Below are 17,918 nucleotides of genomic sequence, written 5' to 3' on the forward strand. Positions count from 1 at the left end.
CAAATCCGGCAGAAATTGAAGCACAACGATGAACGCGGCGAAAGTCTGCCCTCTCTTTAGGGCAAGCCATAGGCCGCATTGTCAGGTCCGCATATAGGAAGCTGAGGCGGCAAACCAGTGGCTTCCGGCCAAATAACGCGTTTTGCAACGCTCAGCAGGCGGGAACTCCGTCGGGGCTATTGAAAGCAACGGCGCTAAAAGTTATATCGCAAAGTCAAGAATGAACGCGCGGACAGACGTGGGGCATATCGGCACGATGGCAAACGCCATGATCAGCATCGACACGAGACTGCGCGATTGCGGCTTGCGCCCGACGCGCCAGCGCATCGCGCTCGCCGATCTACTGTTCGCCAAGGGCGACCGTCACTTGACCGTAGAGGAATTGCACGAGGAGGCGCTGGCCGCCGACGTGCCCGTTTCGCTCGCGACGGTTTACAATACTTTGCACCAGTTTACCGAGGCCGGCCTTATCCGCGTTCTCGCGGTGGAAGGTTCGCGCACCTATTTCGACACCAACGTCTCCGATCACCACCACTTCTTTGTCGAGGGCCGCAACGAGGTCCTGGACATTCCGATCAGCAATATCGAGATCGGCAACCTTCCGCCGGCACCGGAGGGACTGGAGATCGCCTACGTGGACGTTGTCATCCGCCTGCGCGAAAAGAAGTCGTAACAGGCCCTACCGCTTCTTCATTACGTCATCCGGATCGCGCCCCGGCCGAGGCCGGTATCGGGGAATGGTCCATCCGTATTGGATTGCTCCGCCGCGAAGTGCGAGCGCGACTGCGAATCCGGCGGCCGAGCTGACATACAGCGGAATGCCCATGGCCTGGGATGCCGTGAAGGTGGAGGCTCCGGCAAGCGCAGACAAAATATAGATTTCCGGGCGCAGCAGTACTGAAGGCTCATCAGCCAGCAGGTCGCGCAGCACGCCACCACACGTGGCGGTCAGCATGCCCGTGACGATCGCGATTGTCGCTGACCCCGTTGCCTCCAGCCCCAGGACCGCGCCCATCACGCAATAGGCAGCAAGGCCGATCGCATCCAGCCAGATCAGCAGCCAGTATCGCCATTCGATGAGGTGGGCCGTGAAGAAGACGACAATGCCGGTCGCAACGCAGACCAGGATATAGGTTGGATCGACAACCCAGAAGACGGTCTTTCCGAGCACCAGGTCCCGCAACGTACCGCCACCGACGCCCGTTACGGCCGCGAAGAACAGAAAGCCGATGAGGTCCAGCTGCTTGCGCGAGGCAGCCAGGGCACCGGTCGCAGCGAAGACGACGACGCCAGCGTAGTTCAGGACAGTAAGCACTTCCACCTCCGAGCCCGGTCAGATCACCAGCGTCGCGCAAGTGCGATCGATTAAGCTGGCCTATGTTTCCATCTTCTTACGCGCAGAGCGCGAAGAGGCGAAGGGGTTCAAGGAGCCATGCCTGTGAAAAAGCACCTGATGATCGCCGCACAAGTGCTGATGCTGGCACTGCTACCGTCCGCCGCCTTGGCCCAGCAGGAGCTGCTGAGCGATCCTGAGATCTACGAGATGGATCATTTCCGCAAGCAGTGCCAGACTGCCGAGTTCGGCAGCGCCTTCATGACCAGGCTGGACATCAACAATGACGGCATCGTCGACGCCCTGAGCAATCACGGCGAGCTCACCTGCGACGGCAAGAAGGGCGCCGAATGCAACGAGGACGGCTGCCCCTACAACTTCTATCTTCGGGCCAAGGAAGGCGGCTATTTCATGATCGCCACGGCCCGCATCTACAGCTACGACTTCATCAAGCGCTTCGGCAACATGGTGTTCGTCATGAAAATGCATCCGCGCTTCTGCGAACGGACCGACGACAAGCCCTGCGAAATGACGGTGCGCGTGCGCGGCGGGCGCTTCGTCACCATCTCCAAGAAATAAGGCTGGTCTATTGCGCGGCAGGGAAGACGCTGTCGATCCGTCCTGTCACGTAGTAGCCCAGCAGGCCAAGCCACTCGCGCACGGCGGTGGATGTGAGCTGCGCATTGGTCGTCGGTTGCGAGAAGTCGAAGCCGATTTTGAGGATGCCATTCGTCCGGTAATCCACGGGCCAGGGCATCACCGGAATGCTGGCCTTCCTGAACAGCGCCATGGATCGCGGCATATGGAAAGCCGACGTGACCAGCAGGCAGTCCGTTAGCTCGCTCTGGGCCAGGATCTCTTTTGTCTGTAGCGAATTCTCGTAGGTAGTGCGGGAGGCGTTTTCCTTCACCAGTCGGTCGGTGGATACACCGAAAGCCGAGAAGAAGCGCTCTGAGGCCGCAGCCTCACCCTCATAGGCGCCGCTGATTGACCCATCGCCACCGGAAATGAGGATGCGGGCTTGTGGATGGCGGAGCGCCAGCCGCAGTGTTTCGACAAAGCGGTCGCCCGCCTGGTTGAATTCGATGCCGCCCCGGCTCGTCGTCACTTCGTTTTCCAGTGCGCCGCCCAGCACGATGATGCAGGAGAGATTTTCAGGCTCTGTGGCCGGTTTTGCAAACCTCGCTTCTAGGACCTGCAGCGCCACGCCGCCGGAGGTCGTGTAGAGCGTCAGGAACAGAACCAGCGCTGCAAATAGCGACAGCATGCCGCCGAAACGGCGCCAGCCCAGGAACGCAAACATGGCGCCAAGGGCGCAGAACAGGAAGGCGAGGGAGAGCGGCTGCGCCATCAGCCAGAAGAGCTTCGAAAGAATGAACATGCTTCAATCTCTCGCAACAACCCGTACGGGCTGTCAACGCCGGCGTTGCGTGCCTCTAACGATAGGCTGTTGGAAGTGCAGGTGCAGCGGCCGCGGCAGGAGGACCGTTGCAATTGCGACCGCGACAACGACGAGTGCGACGACCCACAGCGCATTATTGCCCAGATAACGCGTTAGGAATGCGCCCGCGACGGCACCGCAGGCCATGCCGGTCCACGGCACGGTCTGGATGATCCAGCCGGTCGGATTACGGTCGCCGACGAGCCAGCGGCCGATGCCGCGCCCGAAGCGCGACAAGGCGCCGGTCACGTAGGTAAGGCCGATCGGCAGGCCCTCGATATGCTCTACGGTCGCATTGATCATGCCCATGGCGAGAATGACCAGATAGAACTGTAGTCGCGGGTATCCGTCCTCCGGCACCATTGCGGCAGCGGCGATGGTCACGGCAACGCCGGTCAAGACCACGAAGGTCCGCCGCGCAGACAGCCTGTGGGCGAGAATGATGCCGAGCGCGTTGCCGGCGACGAATGCCCAGAGCGCGAAAAAGAGGACCAGCGCATGCCCGTAGTCGCCGTCGGCAAAGGAAAGTGCGGCGCGCGTCGTATTTCCGGTCATGAAGGAAACGAAGTCGCCGGATAAAAGCAGGCCGACGGCGTCGGTCATCCCGGCCACGAATGAAATCGCCGCGACGAGCGCAAGTCCGGTTACGGTGCGCCTCTTGCGAACGAAGCGTCGACGTTGGGCAAGGGTCATGAGCGGTAGTTTCCCCGGGGCGCAGCAGCGAAGCCGGTTGCTGCCGGTCCATTCTAGACTCTGATTCTGCCGCTATGGAAGATGTCCTGTCCGGATCGTCAATCTGCCGCAGAAGCGTGATTTATCGGCCAGCAATCCACTCAGTCATGCCAGCTGCTGCGGCTCGACCCGTGGCGAAGCAGGCGGTCAGCAGGTAGCCGCCTGTAGGCGCTTCCCAGTCGAGCATTTCGCCGGCAGCAAAGAGCCCCGGAATGCTCCCGAGCATGTAGCGCTCGTCGATCGCCTCCAGGGCGATGCCACCTGCGGAAGAAATCGCCTCCTTGATCGGTCGCGGACGAAGTACCGGCAAAGGTAGCGCCTTGATAAGCGATGCAAGGTGTTCGGCGGCCAAACTTGCGGCATCCGGTATGAGTTCTCGGACAAGTGCCGACTTGACGCCTTCGAGGGTAGCACTTTTCCGTAGCCGGTTGGAGAAGCTCGCCTTTGGGTCCTGCCGGACAAGATCGCGGATGAGACGTGCCTCCGTACGGCCGGGTGTGAGGTCTACGACAAGGGATGCTTCACCCGCTTGTTCCAGTCTGTCCCGCAGCGCGGCCGAATGTGCATAGACAAGGCTCCCCTCGATCCCGTCCCTGGAGATGACGAATTCGCCCGGGAAGGTGCCGGCATCGGAGGCGGCGCTGACCGATTTCAGCGGCGCCCCGGCGAAGCGCTCGCGAAAGGTGTCGCTCCAGCCGACATCGAAGCCGCAATTGGCGGGGCGAAACGAACGGACATCGACATCCCTTTGCCGCAACCATGGCACCCAGGCCGCATCCGAGCCGAGGCGCGGCCAGCTGGCGCCACCAAGCGCCAGCAATGCGGCATCGGGACGAACTGCAACAGGACCGCCCGGGGTTTCGAACGCGTAGGCACCGCTTTGGAAACCCACCCAGCGATGACGCGTGGCAAGCCGGACACCTTGGGTCTCCAGCCGGCGAAGCCAGGCCCTGAGCAGGGGGGAAGCCTTCATGACGGTAGGGAAGACGCGGCCCGAGGAACCGACGAAGGTCTCTGTGCCAAGCCCGGTCGCCCAGGCGCGGATATCGTCAGGCGTGAATGCATCCAGCGCTGCGCGCAGCCTGCCGGAAGCTGCTCCGAAACGGGTCCTGAAGACGTCGAAATCCTCGGAATGAGTGATATTGAGCCCGGACTTGCCTGCCAGCAGGAATTTCCGGGCAAAGGTCGGCATGGCCTCGTACACGGTGACGGAATGCCCCTTCGCGGAAAGCACTTCGGCTGCCATGAGGCCCGCCGGGCCGCCACCGATGATCGCAATGTCCTTGCCGTCCATGCACCTGCCTCTTTGCGCGCCGTCAGATTTAACTCTGCGCATCTTAACTTCCGAAAACGGATTCCGTCTTCGGGTCGATGCGCTAGCACGCGCGTGCTAGCGATGGCAGGTGGTTTCTGTCAGGCTGTGCCGATAACCGGCATCAGCACTTGCCCGTTCCCTTGCAGTCGGGGCACGTCTCACCGTCTACCTCGCCTGTCCCACCGCAGCGGCGGCAAACGATCTCGAGCGTATCGGGCGCACTTAACGGCGCGGCATCGGCGTTCCTGCAGGTGGTCGAGGCGTTGCGTTCCTTTTGCATTTGTTGCCTCCCTGGGATGACAGCCGGGTCGGCTTTAACCGATCCCGGCAGAGACTTACTCGGCCGCCTGGCTCTGCGCCCTGTCTGGTTTCGGCAGTTTGCCCGACAGGATTTCATCGGCGGAGGCCTGGTGGTCCTTGACCGAACTCGTCCACCGGCCCCAGGCGGTCGGGTCGATCTTGTCGCCGTTGCTGCCGAGGTTCTGGAGTCGGTGCTGGTCCTCTTCCGTCAGCATCTGCTTCTGCAGCGGACCGAGACGTTTGACGTCGTCCACGCGGATGCCGAGCTTTTCGCCAACCCGGCGACCGTAGTCGTCATGGACGAGGAAGAAGTGCCATACCATCCGCTCCTGCACGTCACGTTCGCATTGGCCGAGCAGGTCGCCCATGTTGACAACGAGATCGTCCCGCTCCCAGTCCATCATCGTGCAATAGCGGCCGCGGGCATGGACATAGTCGTTGCGACGCTCGATGACGCTCCGGGTCAGCCGGCCGTGAATTTCAGGCGAATTGTTCGGCTGCTCGTGCCGGCTTTCCTGAAGCCCGTTGTGGATCGAGGGTTCGAAGTTGATATGCGGGTTCTGTCCGGGTGAAAGGTCGCGACGGTAGGACATCGTGCCGCCGGACAGGTTGGTGGAGACCTTGGCGTTCTTGGCCTGGTTCACCGGCAGTTGCAGGTAGTTGGTGCCGACGCGGTAGCGCTGGGTATCCGAATAGGAGAACGTTCGGCCGACCAGCATCTTGTCGTCGGAGAAATCGAGCCCATCGACGAGAACGCCGGTTCCCATGGCGATCTGCTCGTTCTCGTTGAAGAAGTCCTCGACATTACGGTTGAGCGTCATCACGCCGACATGGCGGAGCGGGAAGTCGCTCTCCGGCCAGATCTTGGTGTCGTCGAGTGGATCCCAATCGAGTTCGGGGTGATCATGGTCCTCCATGATCTGGACGAACATGTCCCACTGGGGATGGTTGCCTTGCTCGATCGCCGTGAACAGATCCTTGGAGGCAGAGCCGAAATCCTGACCCTGCACCGTTGCGGCTTCTGCGGCCGTGAGGCTGGCGACGCCGCAACGCGGATGGAAGTGATACTTCACAAGACAGGTATCTCCGTTCTCGTTGACCATCTTGTAGGTGTTGACGCCGAAACCTTCCATATGGCGGTAGCTTGCCGGGATGCCGCGCGGCGAAAACAGATGCGTCAGCATGTGCATCGATTCCGGCGTCTGGCTCATGAAGTCGAAGATACGGTTCGGTTCCTGCCGGAACGTCACCGGATCGGGCTTCAGCGAGTGGATGACATCCGGGAACTTGATGGCGTCGCGGATGAAGAAGACTGGCAGATTGTTTCCGACGAGGTCCCAGTTGCCGTCCTCGGTGTAGAATTTGACGGCGAAGCCGCGCGGATCGCGGGCCGTTTCGGAGGAATCGCGCCCGCCGATCACCGTGGAAAACCGGATGGCAAGCGGCGTCTTCTTGCCGGCGGCCTGAAAGACTTTTGCGCGGGTATACTTCGATGCTGGTTCGTCACCGATCTTGCCAGTTGCTTCCAGCTCGCCGTAACAAACGAAGCCTCGCGCATGCACGACGCGTTCGGGGATGCGTTCGCGATCGAAATGCGTGATCTTTTCGAGGAACTGGTAGTTTTCCAGCGTTGCCGGACCGCGGCTGCCGATGGTTCGCTGCGACTGATTGTTGGTGATCGGGTGACCCTGGCGATTGGTGAGCACATGATCATCCGTGCCCGGCGGCATGCCGGATCCGCCCTGAGACTTGTTCTTCTCGTCCATCGTGTACCCTCCTTGTGTGGATTGGCAAAAGCGTGGCCATCCGCCGGACGTAGCCACCCGTGGGGAAACACGCTGGAGCCGATTCGGTTCCACCGAGGAATGAGGTCGCAATCAACCGATGCCTACCGCGTCAGGAGAGCAGCGCTTGCGTCAGCGGATGATGCGGATCGGCAAGCCCGTCCAGCACGTTGAAGTGGTGCCGGTCCGGCTCCTCGACGACGCTTGTTTCGGCAGCGAGACCCTTCCAGATATTGGCCAGAAGCGCATTCTGGCGGATGAACTCCGAGCGTTCCGCCGCCCCGACCCAGCATGTGAGGCGGGCATCGTGCATCGGTTCCAGCAGCGCCGGACTTTCCCGCCATGCCTCCTGCCGATCGATTTGCAATTGCGCGTTCATCGCGATGTGCATCAGGGGGCGCAGATCGTGCAATCCGGATAACGACACGGTGTGAGCGATCCGCAGACGTATCGTTTCAGGCAGCGGCGAGGTCATGCTGATCATCCGCGTGACCAGCTGTCCGCCGGCCGAATGGCCGACGAGGCGGATCGGACCGCCCACCAGTTCCGCCGCCTTTTCGATTGCAATCCCGATCTCCGTCGTGATGCCGGAGAGGCGGATTTCGGGGCAGAGCGTGTAGGAGGGTATGGCGACGGCGTACCCGTGCTCTACCGCGCCCCGCGCCAGATGCGACCAGTAGGACTTGTCGAGCCTGAGCCAGAAGCCACCGTGGACGAAAACCACCAAGCCGATCGGCGCCGATGCGGGCATGAACAGGTCGAGCCTGTTCCGTTCACCGCCGCCATAGGGAATGTCCAGCTCCGCATGACCGGCCTCCGCCAAAGCCTCGCGATATAGTCGCGCCGGCTCTACCCAGAGGCCGGGCCAACGATCTCCGCCGGCAATGTTCGGGCCGTTGGCATAGGCATCATCCCAGTCCGCTATCCGATGGCGCATCTCATCCCCGATATCTTCATGTTCGACCGGCGGCATACTTGCATCTGCCGGGGACGGGAGAAAGGGGCGATAGCGACCGCCGTTGCGAAAATTATTACAAACTTAAAATTTCTCTCTTGCCAGTCGGGAGAACCGATGCTTTTCTGAACGAAAGGCAAAAATGCCGCGGACGTCGCACCGGACATATCCGGGTGGTGGACCATATGAGTTGGGAACTCGAAGATGAAACTGGGACCGACAGGCCATCTGGATACGTTTGCCCGCGACAATCTTCCGCCGCCGCAGGCATGGCCGGAAATTGACCTTCAGGGCTTCGACTATCCCGAATGGATGAATGCAGGTGTCGAACTCACCGACCGCATGGTCGAGCGTGGGTTTGGCGATCACACGGCACTGATCGGCAATGGGCGCCGCCGCACCTACAAGGAACTCTCCGACTGGACGAACCGTATCGCGCGGGCACTGACGGAGGATTACGGCCTGAAGCCCGGCAACCGGGTATTGATCCGTTCGGCCAACAATCCGGCCATGGTCGCCTGCTGGCTGGCGGCCACCAAGGCCGGAGCGGTCGTCGTCAACACCATGCCGATGCTGCGTGCCGGTGAGCTTGCCAAGGTCGTCGACAAGGCGGAAGTGACGATGGCGCTATGCGACACCCGCCTGATGGACGAGCTGGTCGCTGTTGCCAAGGAAAGCCGGTTTCTCATCCAGGTGATCGGTTTCGATGGCACGGCCAACCACGACGCCGAACTCGATCGTGCGGCGCTCGACAAGCCGGTTAAATTCGATGCGGCAAAGACCGGTCGGGATGACGTGGCCCTTCTCGGCTTCACGTCCGGCTCTACCGGCGTGCCGAAGGCGACGATGCATTTTCATCGCGACGTGCTGATCATTGCGGATGCCTATGCGAAGGAAGTGCTCGGCGTCACGCCGGACGATGTCTTCGTCGGCTCGCCACCGCTTGCCTTCACCTTCGGCCTTGGAGGGCTTGCCGTCTTCCCGCTGCGCTTCGGGGCGGCGGCGACGCTGCTGGAGCAGGCGACTCCGCCGAAGATGATCGAGATCATCGAGACCTACAAGGCGACGATCTGCTTTACCGCTCCCACAGCCTACCGTGCCATGCTGGCGGCCATGGACAAGGGTGCCGATCTTTCCTCGCTCCGTGTCGCAGTTTCGGCCGGTGAAACACTGCCCGGCCCGGTCTATGACGAATGGGTGCAGAAGACCGGCAAGCCGATCGTCGACGGCATAGGTTCGACGGAAATGCTCCACATCTTCATTACCAACCGGCTGGGGGATTCGAAGGCAGCCTGCACGGGCAGGCCGCTTGCCGGCTATCAGGCGATCGTCGTCGACGACGAGATGAACGAACTGCCGCGAGGAAGTGTCGGGAAGCTGGCCGTCAAGGGTCCGATTGGCTGCCGCTATCTCGCCGACGACCGGCAGGCAGACTATGTGCGTGACGGCTGGAACCTCACCGGTGACAGCTTCGTGCAGGACGAGGATGGCTATTTCCATTTCGCCGCCCGCTCTGACGACATGATCGTGTCCGCCGGCTACAACATCGCCGGTCCGGAAGTGGAAGCAGCACTTCTGAAGCACGAGGCCGTCGCCGAATGTGCAGTGATCGGCGTGCCGGACATCGAGCGGGGCGCTATCGTCGAGGCGCATGTGGTACTGGTCGACAAGGGCGCCGCCTGTGCGGCTCTTGTGAAGCTCCTGCAGGATCACGTGAAGAAGGAGATCGCGCCGTACAAGTATCCGCGCTCGATCGTCTTCGCCGACACGCTGCCGAAGACGGAATCGGGCAAGATCCAACGCTTCAGGCTAAAGCAGGCGAAAGCGGCATGACGCTGCCGGCACGGGGAAAATGTGCTGCACGCCGATTGGGCAGTGGACGTTCTTTTGCAAGTATGGAAGGTATCGCAAATACCGCTCGACGGTAATGCCGAAAAGGATTTCCGGCGGCGAGATCAATAGGTCCGCTATCGGGGTGGGACATAAAGAACAACTGGGAGTTTACGATGAAGAAACTGGTTTCCGCAGCCACGCTGGCGCTCAGCATGAGTGTCTCTGGCCTCGCCTTCGCCGAGCCCGTTAAGATCGGCCTGATCACCACGTTGTCCGGCGGTGGCGCCGGCCTCGGCGTCGATACCCGCGACGGCTTCATGCTGGCCATCAAGCAGGCCGGCAACAGCGAGATCGAGGTGGTCACCGAGGACGATGGACAGAAGCCTGAACTGGCCGTTCAGATCGCTGACAAGATGATCCAGAGCGATCAGGTCGATATCCTGACCGGCATTGTCTGGTCGAACCTGCTGATGGCCGTTGCGCCGAGCGCGGTAGCCCAGGGCAAGCTCTATGTCTCGACCAACGCGGCACCGGCGGCGCTTGCTGGCGCCAACTGCAACCCGCTCTATTTCAACGCCGCCTACCAGAACGACAACCTTCACGAGGCCATGGGCGAATACGCCAACAAGGACTACAAGAAGGTCTTCATCATGGCGCCGAACTATCCGGCTGGTAAGGATTCGCTGACCGGCTTCAAGCGCTACTACAAGGGCGAGCTGGCGTCGGAAGTCTACACACAGGTAGGCCAGACGGATTACGCCGCGGAGATCGCCCAGATCCGTGCCTCCGGCGCGGATGGCGTGTTCGCCTTCCTGCCGGGCGGCATGGGCATCGCCTTCTTGAAGCAGTACGCCCAATCGGGTGTCGAGATCCCGGTCATGGGTCCGGGCTTCTCCTTCAGCCAGGACGTGCTGCCGGCGATCGGCGATGCTGCTCTCGGTGCGAAGGCATCCGGCCAGTGGGCTCCGGACTTCGATACGGATGTCAGCAAGAAATTCCTGGCCGACTTCCAGGCGGAGTATGGACGTCTGCCATCCATTTACGCCGTCCAGGCGTATGATGCGGCGCAGTTGATCCTTTCGGCGGCGGCCAAGGCCGATGTGAAGGACACCGAGGCGTTCCGAGCTGAACTCCTGAAGGCGGATATCAAGTCGCCGCGCGGCGATTTCAAGTTCAATACCAACCAGCACCCGATCCAGGATATCTACCTGACGGAAGTGGTGAAGCAGGCCGACGGCATGCTCACCAACAAGACGGTAGAGAAGATCTTCGATGATCACGGCGATGCCTACGCCAAAGACTGCAAGATGTAAGGTCAACCTGTGACTGTTGCACTTGCTCTCGAGCAGTTGCTCAACGGCCTCCAGCTCGGCGTCATGTTGTTTCTCATGGCTGCCGGGCTGACGCTGATTTTCGGCGTCATGGGCCTGATCAACCTCGCTCACGGCTCGCTCTACATGGTGGGCGCCTTCGCCTGCGCTACTGTCGCGGCGGCGACGGGTTCGTTCTGGATCGGACTGGTCGCCAGTCTCGCTTGCGCCGCGGCGGCCGGTGCGATCATCGAGCTTCTCGTCATCCGTCGGCTCTATGATCGCGATCATCTCGACCAGGTGCTCGCGACCTTCGCGCTGATCCTGATATTCTCCGAAGGCACGCGCTGGCTGTTCGGGTCGTTTCCGCTCTATCTCGACATCCCGCCGCTGCTGCAGGGTGCTGTGGCACTGCCGGGCGGTGCGCAGTATCCTGTCTACCGGCTGGCGATCATCGCTGCCGGCGCGTTGGTTGCGTTCGGGCTCTATCTGCTGATTGGCAAGACGCGGCTCGGCATGCGCATCCGGGCGGGTGAAAGCGACCGTGAGATGATCGGCGCGCTGGGGGTCGACATACGCACGCTCTATACGGTCGTCTTCGCGCTCGGCGCCGCATTGGCGGGCCTGGCCGGTGCCATGGTCGGCGCGCTGCAATCGGTGCAGGTCGGCATGGGCGAGCCTGTACTGATCCTCGCCTTCGTGGTCATCGTCATCGGCGGTATCGGCTCGATCAAGGGTGCGCTACTCGGCGCTTTGCTGGTCGGCGTCGTCGATACCATGGGGCGCCTTCTGCTGCCGCAGCTCTTCGGCCTTTTCGTGCCGCCGTCCCAGGCTGGCATGATCGGCGCCGCTGCCGCCTCCATGCTGATCTATGTGATGATGGCGCTCATACTTGCCGTCAAGCCGCGCGGGCTTTTCCCCGCCGCTCATATGTGAGGCGACGACAGTGGCAATGACCCGCGAAAACCTCATCAATATCATTTTGGCTGTCCTGCTGCTTGCAGCACCGCTGGCCGCAAACGCCTTCGGTCAGCCGTTCTATGTGACGCTCGCGACCCGTATCGTCATTCTGGCGCTTGCCGCAACCGGCCTCAATCTGGCGCTCGGTCTTGGCGGCCTCGTCTCCTTCGGCCATGCGGCCTTCTTCGGCATCGGCGGTTATGCGGCGGGCATCCTCGCCACGCATGGCTTCTCCGGCGACCCGCTTCTGTTTGGATTTTCGGGCACGAACCAGATGCTGGTCATCTGGCTGGTTGCGATGGTCGTTGCCGGTCTCGTCGGGCTGCTGATCGGTGCGATCAGCCTGCGCACCTCCGGCGTCTATTTCATCATGATCACGCTGGCCTTTGCGCAGATGGTCTATTATTTCGCGATCTCCTGGCCGGCCTATGGCGGCGAGGACGGCCTGTCGATTCTGGTGCGCAACCAGTTTCCCGGCGTCAACACCATGCGGCCGCTGGGCTTTTTCCTCATCTGCTATGCTGTACTGATGGCGGTGCTCGGTCTCTTCGTGCTGATCCGTGGCTCGCGCTTCGGTTCCGCACTGCAGGCGGCGCGCCAGAACGAGGTGCGCGTGGCGACCGTCGGCATTGCGCCTTTCCGAATCCGGCTTACGGCCTTCGCCATCTCGGCAGCGATCACCGGGCTTGCGGGCGCCCTGTTTGCCGATCTCAACCGCTTCGTCAGTCCGTCCATGCTGTCCTGGCACATGTCCGGCGAACTGATCGTGCTGATCATCCTGGGCGGCGCCGGGCGCCTGTTCGGGCCGCTTGCCGGTGCCACATTGTTCGTGATCATCGAATATGTGCTGGGCGGGTTGACGGAGCGCTGGCAATTCTTCCTCGGCCTGATCCTGCTCGGCACGGTGCTCTTTGCGCGGGGTGGCCTGCTTGGCCTCTTCGCTGGAAAGGCCAAGCATGGATAAGATCATGGCTGAACCGGTTCTCGAACTGTCCAATCTTTCCAAGGCTTTTGGCGCACTGAGAGCAACCGATGGCGTCTCGCTCGACTTGCACCCCGGCGAAATCCATGCCCTGATCGGGCCGAATGGCGCCGGCAAGTCGACACTCATCCACCAGATCTGTGGCACGCTCAGGCAGGACACCGGCACGATCCGCTTTGCCGGCGAGGATATCGGCGCCCTGAACACCGCCGAACGTGCGCGTCGCGGCCTTGGACGCACCTTTCAGGTTTCCTCCCTGGCGCCTGACTTCTCGGCGCTGCGCAATGTCATGCTGGCGGTGCAGGCGCAGGAGGGTTCGAGCTTCCGGTTCTTCAAGCCGGTGATGCGCGACGTTGGCCTGATTGACCGGTCGATGGCCATGCTGGAACGGGTCGGCCTCAAGGACCGCGCGCGCATTCCGGCCGCTGAACTTTCTCATGGCGAGCGCCGGCAGCTGGAGATCGCCATTGCGCTGGCGCTGGATTCGAAGGCCTTCCTGCTCGACGAACCCATGGCAGGCATGGGACCGGAAGGTTCCAAGACGTTGACGGGCTTCCTCGATGGCCTGCGTCAGGAGGCACCGATCCTGCTCGTGGAGCACGACATGGATGCGGTCTTCGCGCTGGCGGACCGGATTTCGGTGCTGGTCTACGGCAAGGTAATCGCCACCGGCACGGTGGACGAGATCCGCCGCGACCCGGCCGTGCGCACCGCCTATCTCGGAGATCACCCCTGATGCTGCTCGACGTTTCGAAGATCGAAGCCTTCTACGGTGCGAGCCAGGCCTTGTTCGGCGTGGATATCTCCGTCGCTGAAGGTGAGGCTGTAGCCCTGATGGGGCGCAACGGCATGGGCAAGTCCACGACCATCCGGGCGATCTGCAACCTCAATCCGCCGCGCGCGGGCTCGGTTCGGCTTGCCGGAACCGATCTCAAGGGAAAGCCGTCGCACCGGGTCGCCAAGCTCGGCATTGGACTGGTACCGGAAGGGCGGCGCTGCTTCCCGAACCTGACGGTACACGAAAACCTCGTGGCGGCCGCGCGCCTCGGCGAATGGACGCTTGCGCGCGTCAACGCGCTATTCCCGCGCCTGGCAGAGCGTCATGCGCAGATGGCCCGCTCGCTTTCCGGCGGCGAACAGCAGATGCTGGCGATTGGCCGTGCCCTGATGACCAATCCCCGGCTTCTCATTCTCGACGAGGCGACCGAAGGTCTGGCGCCGGTCATCCGGCAGGATATCTGGGCGGCGATCCGCACGCTGAAGGCGGAAGGGCTTTCGATCCTCGTGGTCGACAAGACGCTGTCGGAGTTGCTGCCGGTGGCGGATCGCTGCGTGATTCTGGAGAACGGCCGCAGCGTCTGGAGCGGGGCTCCAGCCGGGCTTACGGCCGATATCCAGGATCGTTATCTCGGCGTCTGAGCCGCGAACATCGGCCCACCCTTTTGGGCCGGGAAGCCGTAGCCGTTGATCATCACCAGGTCGATATCGCTCTCGCGTGACGCGATATCTTCATCGAGCAACCTGCGTCCCTCATAAGACATCGCGGCAAGCAGGCGCTTGACGATCTCTTCGGCGGTGAAGCTGCAGGGTGTGATGCCCTTTTCCGCCCGGCAGTTTTCGATGAACGCGGTCACCTCCGGATCGAGCTGCCGTTTGCCATCCGGATTGTAGGCATACCAGCCACGGCCTGCCTTCTGACCGAGACGGCCCGCTTCGCAGAGACGATCGGCAATCTCGACATAGCGCTCGGATGGATTACGGCCTGCGGCCTGGCGTTTGCGGCGCGCCCAGGCGATCTCCAGTCCCGCCATGTCGTAAACGGCAAAGAGCCCCATCGGAAAGCCATAGCTTTCCAAGGCTGCATCGATCTCATGGGGGAGCGCGCCGTCCTCCAGCAGGAATTCCGCCTCGCGGCGATAAGCCGAAAAGATCCGGTTGCCGATGAAGCCTTCGGTGACGCCGGTGACGACCGCGAGCTTGCGCAGCTTTTTCGCCACTGCAAGCCCGGTGGCGAGCACGTCCGGCGCTGTCTTGCCGCAACGCACCACCTCCAGAAGCCGCATGACATGCGCCGGCGAGAAGAAATGCAGGCCGAGCACGCGTTCGGGATGCAGGGTCGAGGCAGCGATCTCGTCGGGGTTCAGATAGCTCGTGTTGGTCGCCAGCACGGCGTCAGGGCGCAGCACGCGGTCGAGCCGGCGGAACAGGTCGACCTTGACGTCCAGATCGTCGAACACCGCCTCTATGACGAGATCGGAGGGGGCTAGATCCAGATCCTGGGCCGTCACAGAAAGCCGCGTAGTCTGTGCCTCGAACCCGGCCTGGTCCAGCCGGCCGGAAGACAGGTTTCGCTCCAGAAGAGCGATAATGCCTTGGCGGCCTCTTTCTGCGGCCTCGCCCGTCTGGTCGAGGCCGATCACCCGATAGCCTGCGCCGAGTGCGGCGACTGCTATGCCGCTTCCCATCAGGCCGAGACCGCAGATGCCGATCGTCTCGACGGGGCGCGGCTCGATACCATCGAGGCCTTCGACCTTGGACGCCTGCCGCTCGGCAAAGAAGACATGCCGCAATGCCGCGGCTTGCTCGCTGTCGCGCAGTCGCAGGAATGTGTCGCGCTCGTCCGCCAGACCTTCAGCGATGGCCCGCGTGGCCATCTCGACCAGTCGGATGGCTTCGGAGGGCGCTTGCTGACCACGCACCTTCTTCAGAATTTTCGACCGGGCTTTCTCGACATCGGTGGGTTCGGCAGAAGGCACGGCAAGCGATCCGGTACGTCGAAGATCGTGGCCCGCCAGCGCTGTCGCTGCGGCAATTGCGGTCTCTATCAGATCTGCCTTGGACACCGCATCGATGATGCCGAGGGAAGACGCCTCCGCGGCCTTCACGCTGCGGCCGCTGCCGATGAGATCGATTGCCGCGGGAATGCCTGCCAGCCGCGGCAATCGTTGTGTGCCGCCGGCGCCGGGGACGATGCCGAGCTTCACTTCCGGCAGGCCCATCTGCGCGACGGGTGCCGCGATGCGGTGATGGCAAGCGAGCGCCAGTTCCAGTCCGCCGCCGAGGGCCGCGCCATTGATGGCCGCGGCGACCGGCTTTGCAAAGACTTCGATACGCTCGATCACAGTAGGCAATATCGGATCGACCGACGGCTTGCCGAATTCCCTGATGTCAGCCCCGCCGATGAAGGTTTTTCCGGCGCCGGTGATAACCATTGCCCGAATTTCGACCGATCTTTCCACTTGGTCGAGCGCTGCCATCAGGCCGGCGCGGACATCGGCCGAGAGTGCATTGACCGGTGGGTTGTCTATGGTGACCAGCAGCACGGCCTGCCGCAGTTCACCGCGGACGCTGCCGGAAAAGGCGAGAGAACCACCGCTCATGTCTCTACTCCGGCACCACGGCGATGGCCTGGATCTCGATCTTGGCCCGATCCTCGATCAGGGCCACCACCTGCATGGCGGCCATGGCTGGATAATTCCGCCCCACCACCTCGCGGTAGGCCTGGCCGATGCCCTTCAGGTTGCCGAGATATTCGCTCTTGCTGGTGAAATACCAGGTCATGGTGGTGATGTGCTCGGGCCCGGCGCCGGCCGCCGACAGAATGGCGACGACGTTCTTCAGCGTTTGGCGCACCTGTTCGACGAAATCGTCGGTCTCGAATTCGCACTGGCCGTTCCAGCCGATCTGGCCGCCGACATAGATCTGCCGGCCTCGTGCGGCCACGCCGTTCGAATAGCCGATCGGCTTCGCCCAACCTTCGGGCTGAAGGATGTCATGCATACGTCTTCTCCGGAGGCGCGGCCTTCAGGAGCTCGCGCGCGATGATGAGTTTCTGGACTTCGGTGGCGCCCTCGTAGATCCGCAACGCCCGGATCTCGCGGTAGAGTCTTTCGACGATCTCGCCACGCTTCACGCCGCGTCCGCCGAACATCTGCACGGCGCGGTCGATTACCGATTGGGCGGTCTCGGTCGCAGTCATCTTGGCCATGGCGGCTTCCTTGGTGGTCGGCAAGCCCTGCACGTCGCGGCGCCAGGCCGCGCGGTAGGTGAGGAGCGCGGCCGCATCGATTCCGGTCGCCATGTCGCCGAAGGCGGCCTGGGTAAGTTGCAGGTCGGACAGGTGATTGCCGAACATTCTTCGTGCCTTGGCATGGGCGAGTGCCTCGTCCAGCGCCCGGCGGGCGAAGCCGAGCGCGGCGGCGGCGACGGATGCGCGGAAAATGTCGAGCGTGCGCATGGCGATCTTGAAGCCTTCACCGGGGCTGCCGAGGAGCCGGTTAGCGGGAATGCGGCAGTTGTCGAAGCGGATGGTTGCGAGCGGATGCGGTGCGATCACATCGATTCGCTCGGCAATTGAGAAGCCGGGGTCGTCGGCGTAAACGACGAAAGTGGAGACGCCGCGGGTGCCCGGCGCCTCTCCGGTGCGGGCGAAGACCGTGTAGACGTCAGCGATACCGCCGTTTGAAATCCACGTCTTCTCGCCGTCGAGTACGTAAGTGTCGCCATCGCGCCGGGCGGCGCAGGCCATGGCTGCAACATCCGAGCCGGCTTCCTTTTCGGAAAGCGCAAAGGCAGCGATCCATTCGCCGGACCGGGCTTTGGGCAGCACGGTGTCGCGGAGTTCCTGCGAGCCGGAAAGGCCGATCGCGCCGGTGCCGAGTCCCTGCATGGCAAAGGCGAAGTCGGCAAGTCCGTCATGCCAGGCCAGCGTCTCACGCGTCAGGCAGACGGCGCGGCTGTCGATCGGTTGGCTGCCGCCTGCGCCGGTCGCCGCGTCCAGCAGACCGGCCCCGCCGAGTGAGCGAACGAGAGCACGGCAGGCACGGTCGGTATCGGCATGGTCGATGCCGTAAAGGGCGCTGGATGCGGCATAGGCATCGAGCTTTATAGTGAGTGCCCGGTGGCTCTCGTCGAAGAATGGCCAGTCGATGTGCTCGCGGGCGGGGCCGGCAAGCATGGTGGGATCAGCCATC

17 protein-coding genes are annotated in these 17,918 nt (G+C 62.5%); 8 read left to right on the forward strand and 9 right to left on the reverse strand.

Features of this window, described 5'->3' with window-relative positions; translation table 11 throughout:
• The first annotated feature begins 256 nt into the window (after window positions 1–256).
• Window positions 257–673: an iron response transcriptional regulator IrrA gene (gene irrA / locus LH464_RS11685; protein WP_226786682.1), complete on the forward strand. Its 417-nt coding sequence runs from the start codon at window positions 257–259 to the stop codon at window positions 671–673.
• A 6-nt stretch (window positions 674–679) separates the two neighbouring features.
• Here the strand turns inward: irrA and LH464_RS11690 are convergent, their stop codons facing one another.
• Window positions 680–1,321 carry a trimeric intracellular cation channel family protein gene (locus LH464_RS11690; protein ID WP_226786560.1) on the reverse strand — a complete coding sequence of 214 codons (642 nt, stop codon included), beginning with the start codon at window positions 1,319–1,321 and terminating at the stop codon, window positions 680–682.
• 111 nt (window positions 1,322–1,432) lie between these two features.
• Here LH464_RS11690 and LH464_RS11695 point away from each other — a divergent pair, with 111 nt between their 5' ends.
• On the forward strand, window positions 1,433–1,912 hold the full coding sequence (locus LH464_RS11695) for a hypothetical protein (RefSeq protein ID WP_226786561.1): 480 nt from the start codon (window positions 1,433–1,435) through the stop codon (window positions 1,910–1,912).
• 7 nt (window positions 1,913–1,919) lie between these two features.
• Here the strand turns inward: LH464_RS11695 and LH464_RS11700 are convergent, their stop codons facing one another.
• The 5 genes from LH464_RS11700 to LH464_RS11720 form a co-directional block, all read right to left on the reverse strand.
• Window positions 1,920–2,714, reverse strand: coding sequence for a YdcF family protein (locus tag LH464_RS11700; RefSeq protein WP_226786562.1), 795 nt, complete (start codon window positions 2,712–2,714; stop codon window positions 1,920–1,922).
• A 33-nt stretch (window positions 2,715–2,747) separates the two neighbouring features.
• A complete protein-coding gene (locus LH464_RS11705) occupies window positions 2,748–3,467 on the reverse strand; it encodes a YoaK family protein (RefSeq protein ID WP_226786563.1) in 720 nt (239 codons plus the stop codon).
• A 121-nt stretch (window positions 3,468–3,588) separates the two neighbouring features.
• A complete protein-coding gene (locus tag LH464_RS11710; RefSeq protein ID WP_226786564.1) occupies window positions 3,589–4,800 on the reverse strand; it encodes a TIGR03862 family flavoprotein in 1,212 nt (403 codons plus the stop codon).
• A 356-nt stretch (window positions 4,801–5,156) separates the two neighbouring features.
• Window positions 5,157–6,887, reverse strand: coding sequence for a catalase (locus LH464_RS11715; protein WP_315859637.1), 1,731 nt, complete (start codon window positions 6,885–6,887; stop codon window positions 5,157–5,159).
• A 130-nt stretch (window positions 6,888–7,017) separates the two neighbouring features.
• Window positions 7,018–7,878 (reverse strand): alpha/beta hydrolase, encoded by an 861-nt coding sequence (locus LH464_RS11720; RefSeq protein WP_390624967.1) that lies wholly within the window; start codon window positions 7,876–7,878, stop codon window positions 7,018–7,020.
• Window positions 7,879–8,064: 186 nt separating this feature from the next.
• Here LH464_RS11720 and LH464_RS11725 point away from each other — a divergent pair, with 186 nt between their 5' ends.
• From LH464_RS11725 to LH464_RS11750, 6 genes are all read left to right on the forward strand, one after another.
• Window positions 8,065–9,693 carry an AMP-binding protein gene (locus LH464_RS11725; RefSeq protein WP_226786565.1) on the forward strand — a complete coding sequence of 543 codons (1,629 nt, stop codon included), beginning with the start codon at window positions 8,065–8,067 and terminating at the stop codon, window positions 9,691–9,693.
• A 173-nt stretch (window positions 9,694–9,866) separates the two neighbouring features.
• Window positions 9,867–11,006, forward strand: a complete 1,140-nt coding sequence (locus tag LH464_RS11730) for an ABC transporter substrate-binding protein (RefSeq protein WP_226786566.1) — start codon at window positions 9,867–9,869, stop codon at window positions 11,004–11,006.
• Between the two features lie 9 nt (window positions 11,007–11,015).
• Window positions 11,016–11,939 (forward strand): branched-chain amino acid ABC transporter permease, encoded by a 924-nt coding sequence (locus LH464_RS11735; protein ID WP_226786567.1) that lies wholly within the window; start codon window positions 11,016–11,018, stop codon window positions 11,937–11,939.
• Between the two features lie 16 nt (window positions 11,940–11,955).
• Window positions 11,956–12,927 (forward strand): branched-chain amino acid ABC transporter permease, encoded by a 972-nt coding sequence (locus LH464_RS11740; RefSeq protein WP_226786684.1) that lies wholly within the window; start codon window positions 11,956–11,958, stop codon window positions 12,925–12,927.
• 4 nt (window positions 12,928–12,931) lie between these two features.
• The gene (locus LH464_RS11745; protein ID WP_226786568.1) at window positions 12,932–13,681 is read left to right on the forward strand and encodes an ABC transporter ATP-binding protein; all 750 of its coding nucleotides are present in this window, start codon (window positions 12,932–12,934) and stop codon (window positions 13,679–13,681) included.
• Window positions 13,678–14,364, forward strand: coding sequence for an ABC transporter ATP-binding protein (locus LH464_RS11750; RefSeq protein ID WP_226786685.1), 687 nt, complete (start codon window positions 13,678–13,680; stop codon window positions 14,362–14,364). Before LH464_RS11745 ends, LH464_RS11750 begins: the two co-directional genes overlap by 4 nt.
• Here LH464_RS11750 and LH464_RS11755 read toward each other — a convergent pair.
• The 3 genes from LH464_RS11755 to LH464_RS11765 are packed head-to-tail and all read right to left on the reverse strand — an operon-like array spanning window position 14,349 to window position 17,917.
• Complete coding sequence (locus LH464_RS11755; RefSeq protein ID WP_226786569.1) at window positions 14,349–16,325, reverse strand: 3-hydroxyacyl-CoA dehydrogenase NAD-binding domain-containing protein; 1,977 nt, start codon at window positions 16,323–16,325, stop codon at window positions 14,349–14,351. The two genes, LH464_RS11750 and LH464_RS11755, sit on opposite strands and share 16 nt — an antisense overlap.
• 4 nt (window positions 16,326–16,329) lie before the next feature.
• Window positions 16,330–16,725, reverse strand: coding sequence for a RidA family protein (locus tag LH464_RS11760; protein ID WP_226786570.1), 396 nt, complete (start codon window positions 16,723–16,725; stop codon window positions 16,330–16,332).
• Complete coding sequence (locus LH464_RS11765) at window positions 16,718–17,917, reverse strand: acyl-CoA dehydrogenase family protein (RefSeq protein WP_226786571.1); 1,200 nt, start codon at window positions 17,915–17,917, stop codon at window positions 16,718–16,720. Before LH464_RS11765 ends, LH464_RS11760 begins: the two co-directional genes overlap by 8 nt.
• Window position 17,918: the final 1 nt, after the last annotated feature.

The organism is Pseudorhizobium xiangyangii, assembly GCF_020531965.1.
In the GTDB taxonomy this organism is placed as follows: Bacteria; Pseudomonadota; Alphaproteobacteria; order Rhizobiales; family Rhizobiaceae; genus Neorhizobium; species Neorhizobium xiangyangii.

What these genes read in the sequence shown, in the direction of transcription:
- LH464_RS11740 (WP_226786684.1), top strand. Translation starts at nt 11,956, where the DNA reads ATGACCCGCGAAAACCTCATCAATATCATTTTGGCTGTCCTGCTGCTT.
- LH464_RS11745 (WP_226786568.1), top strand. Translation starts at nt 12,932, where the DNA reads ATGGCTGAACCGGTTCTCGAACTGTCCAATCTTTCCAAGGCTTTTGGC.
- LH464_RS11695 (WP_226786561.1), top strand. Translation starts at nt 1,433, where the DNA reads ATGCCTGTGAAAAAGCACCTGATGATCGCCGCACAAGTGCTGATGCTG.
- LH464_RS11760 (WP_226786570.1), bottom strand. Translation starts at nt 16,725, where the DNA reads ATGCATGACATCCTTCAGCCCGAAGGTTGGGCGAAGCCGATCGGCTAT.
- LH464_RS11715 (WP_315859637.1), bottom strand. Translation starts at nt 6,887, where the DNA reads ATGGACGAGAAGAACAAGTCTCAGGGCGGATCCGGCATGCCGCCGGGC.
- LH464_RS11705 (WP_226786563.1), bottom strand. Translation starts at nt 3,467, where the DNA reads ATGACCCTTGCCCAACGTCGACGCTTCGTTCGCAAGAGGCGCACCGTA.
- LH464_RS11755 (WP_226786569.1), bottom strand. Translation starts at nt 16,325, where the DNA reads ATGAGCGGTGGTTCTCTCGCCTTTTCCGGCAGCGTCCGCGGTGAACTG.
- LH464_RS11700 (WP_226786562.1), bottom strand. Translation starts at nt 2,714, where the DNA reads ATGTTCATTCTTTCGAAGCTCTTCTGGCTGATGGCGCAGCCGCTCTCC.
- LH464_RS11765 (WP_226786571.1), bottom strand. Translation starts at nt 17,917, where the DNA reads ATGGCTGATCCCACCATGCTTGCCGGCCCCGCCCGCGAGCACATCGAC.
- irrA (WP_226786682.1), top strand. Translation starts at nt 257, where the DNA reads ATGGCAAACGCCATGATCAGCATCGACACGAGACTGCGCGATTGCGGC.
- LH464_RS11710 (WP_226786564.1), bottom strand. Translation starts at nt 4,800, where the DNA reads ATGGACGGCAAGGACATTGCGATCATCGGTGGCGGCCCGGCGGGCCTC.
- LH464_RS11725 (WP_226786565.1), top strand. Translation starts at nt 8,065, where the DNA reads ATGAAACTGGGACCGACAGGCCATCTGGATACGTTTGCCCGCGACAAT.
- LH464_RS11720 (WP_390624967.1), bottom strand. Translation starts at nt 7,878, where the DNA reads ATGCCGCCGGTCGAACATGAAGATATCGGGGATGAGATGCGCCATCGG.
- LH464_RS11730 (WP_226786566.1), top strand. Translation starts at nt 9,867, where the DNA reads ATGAAGAAACTGGTTTCCGCAGCCACGCTGGCGCTCAGCATGAGTGTC.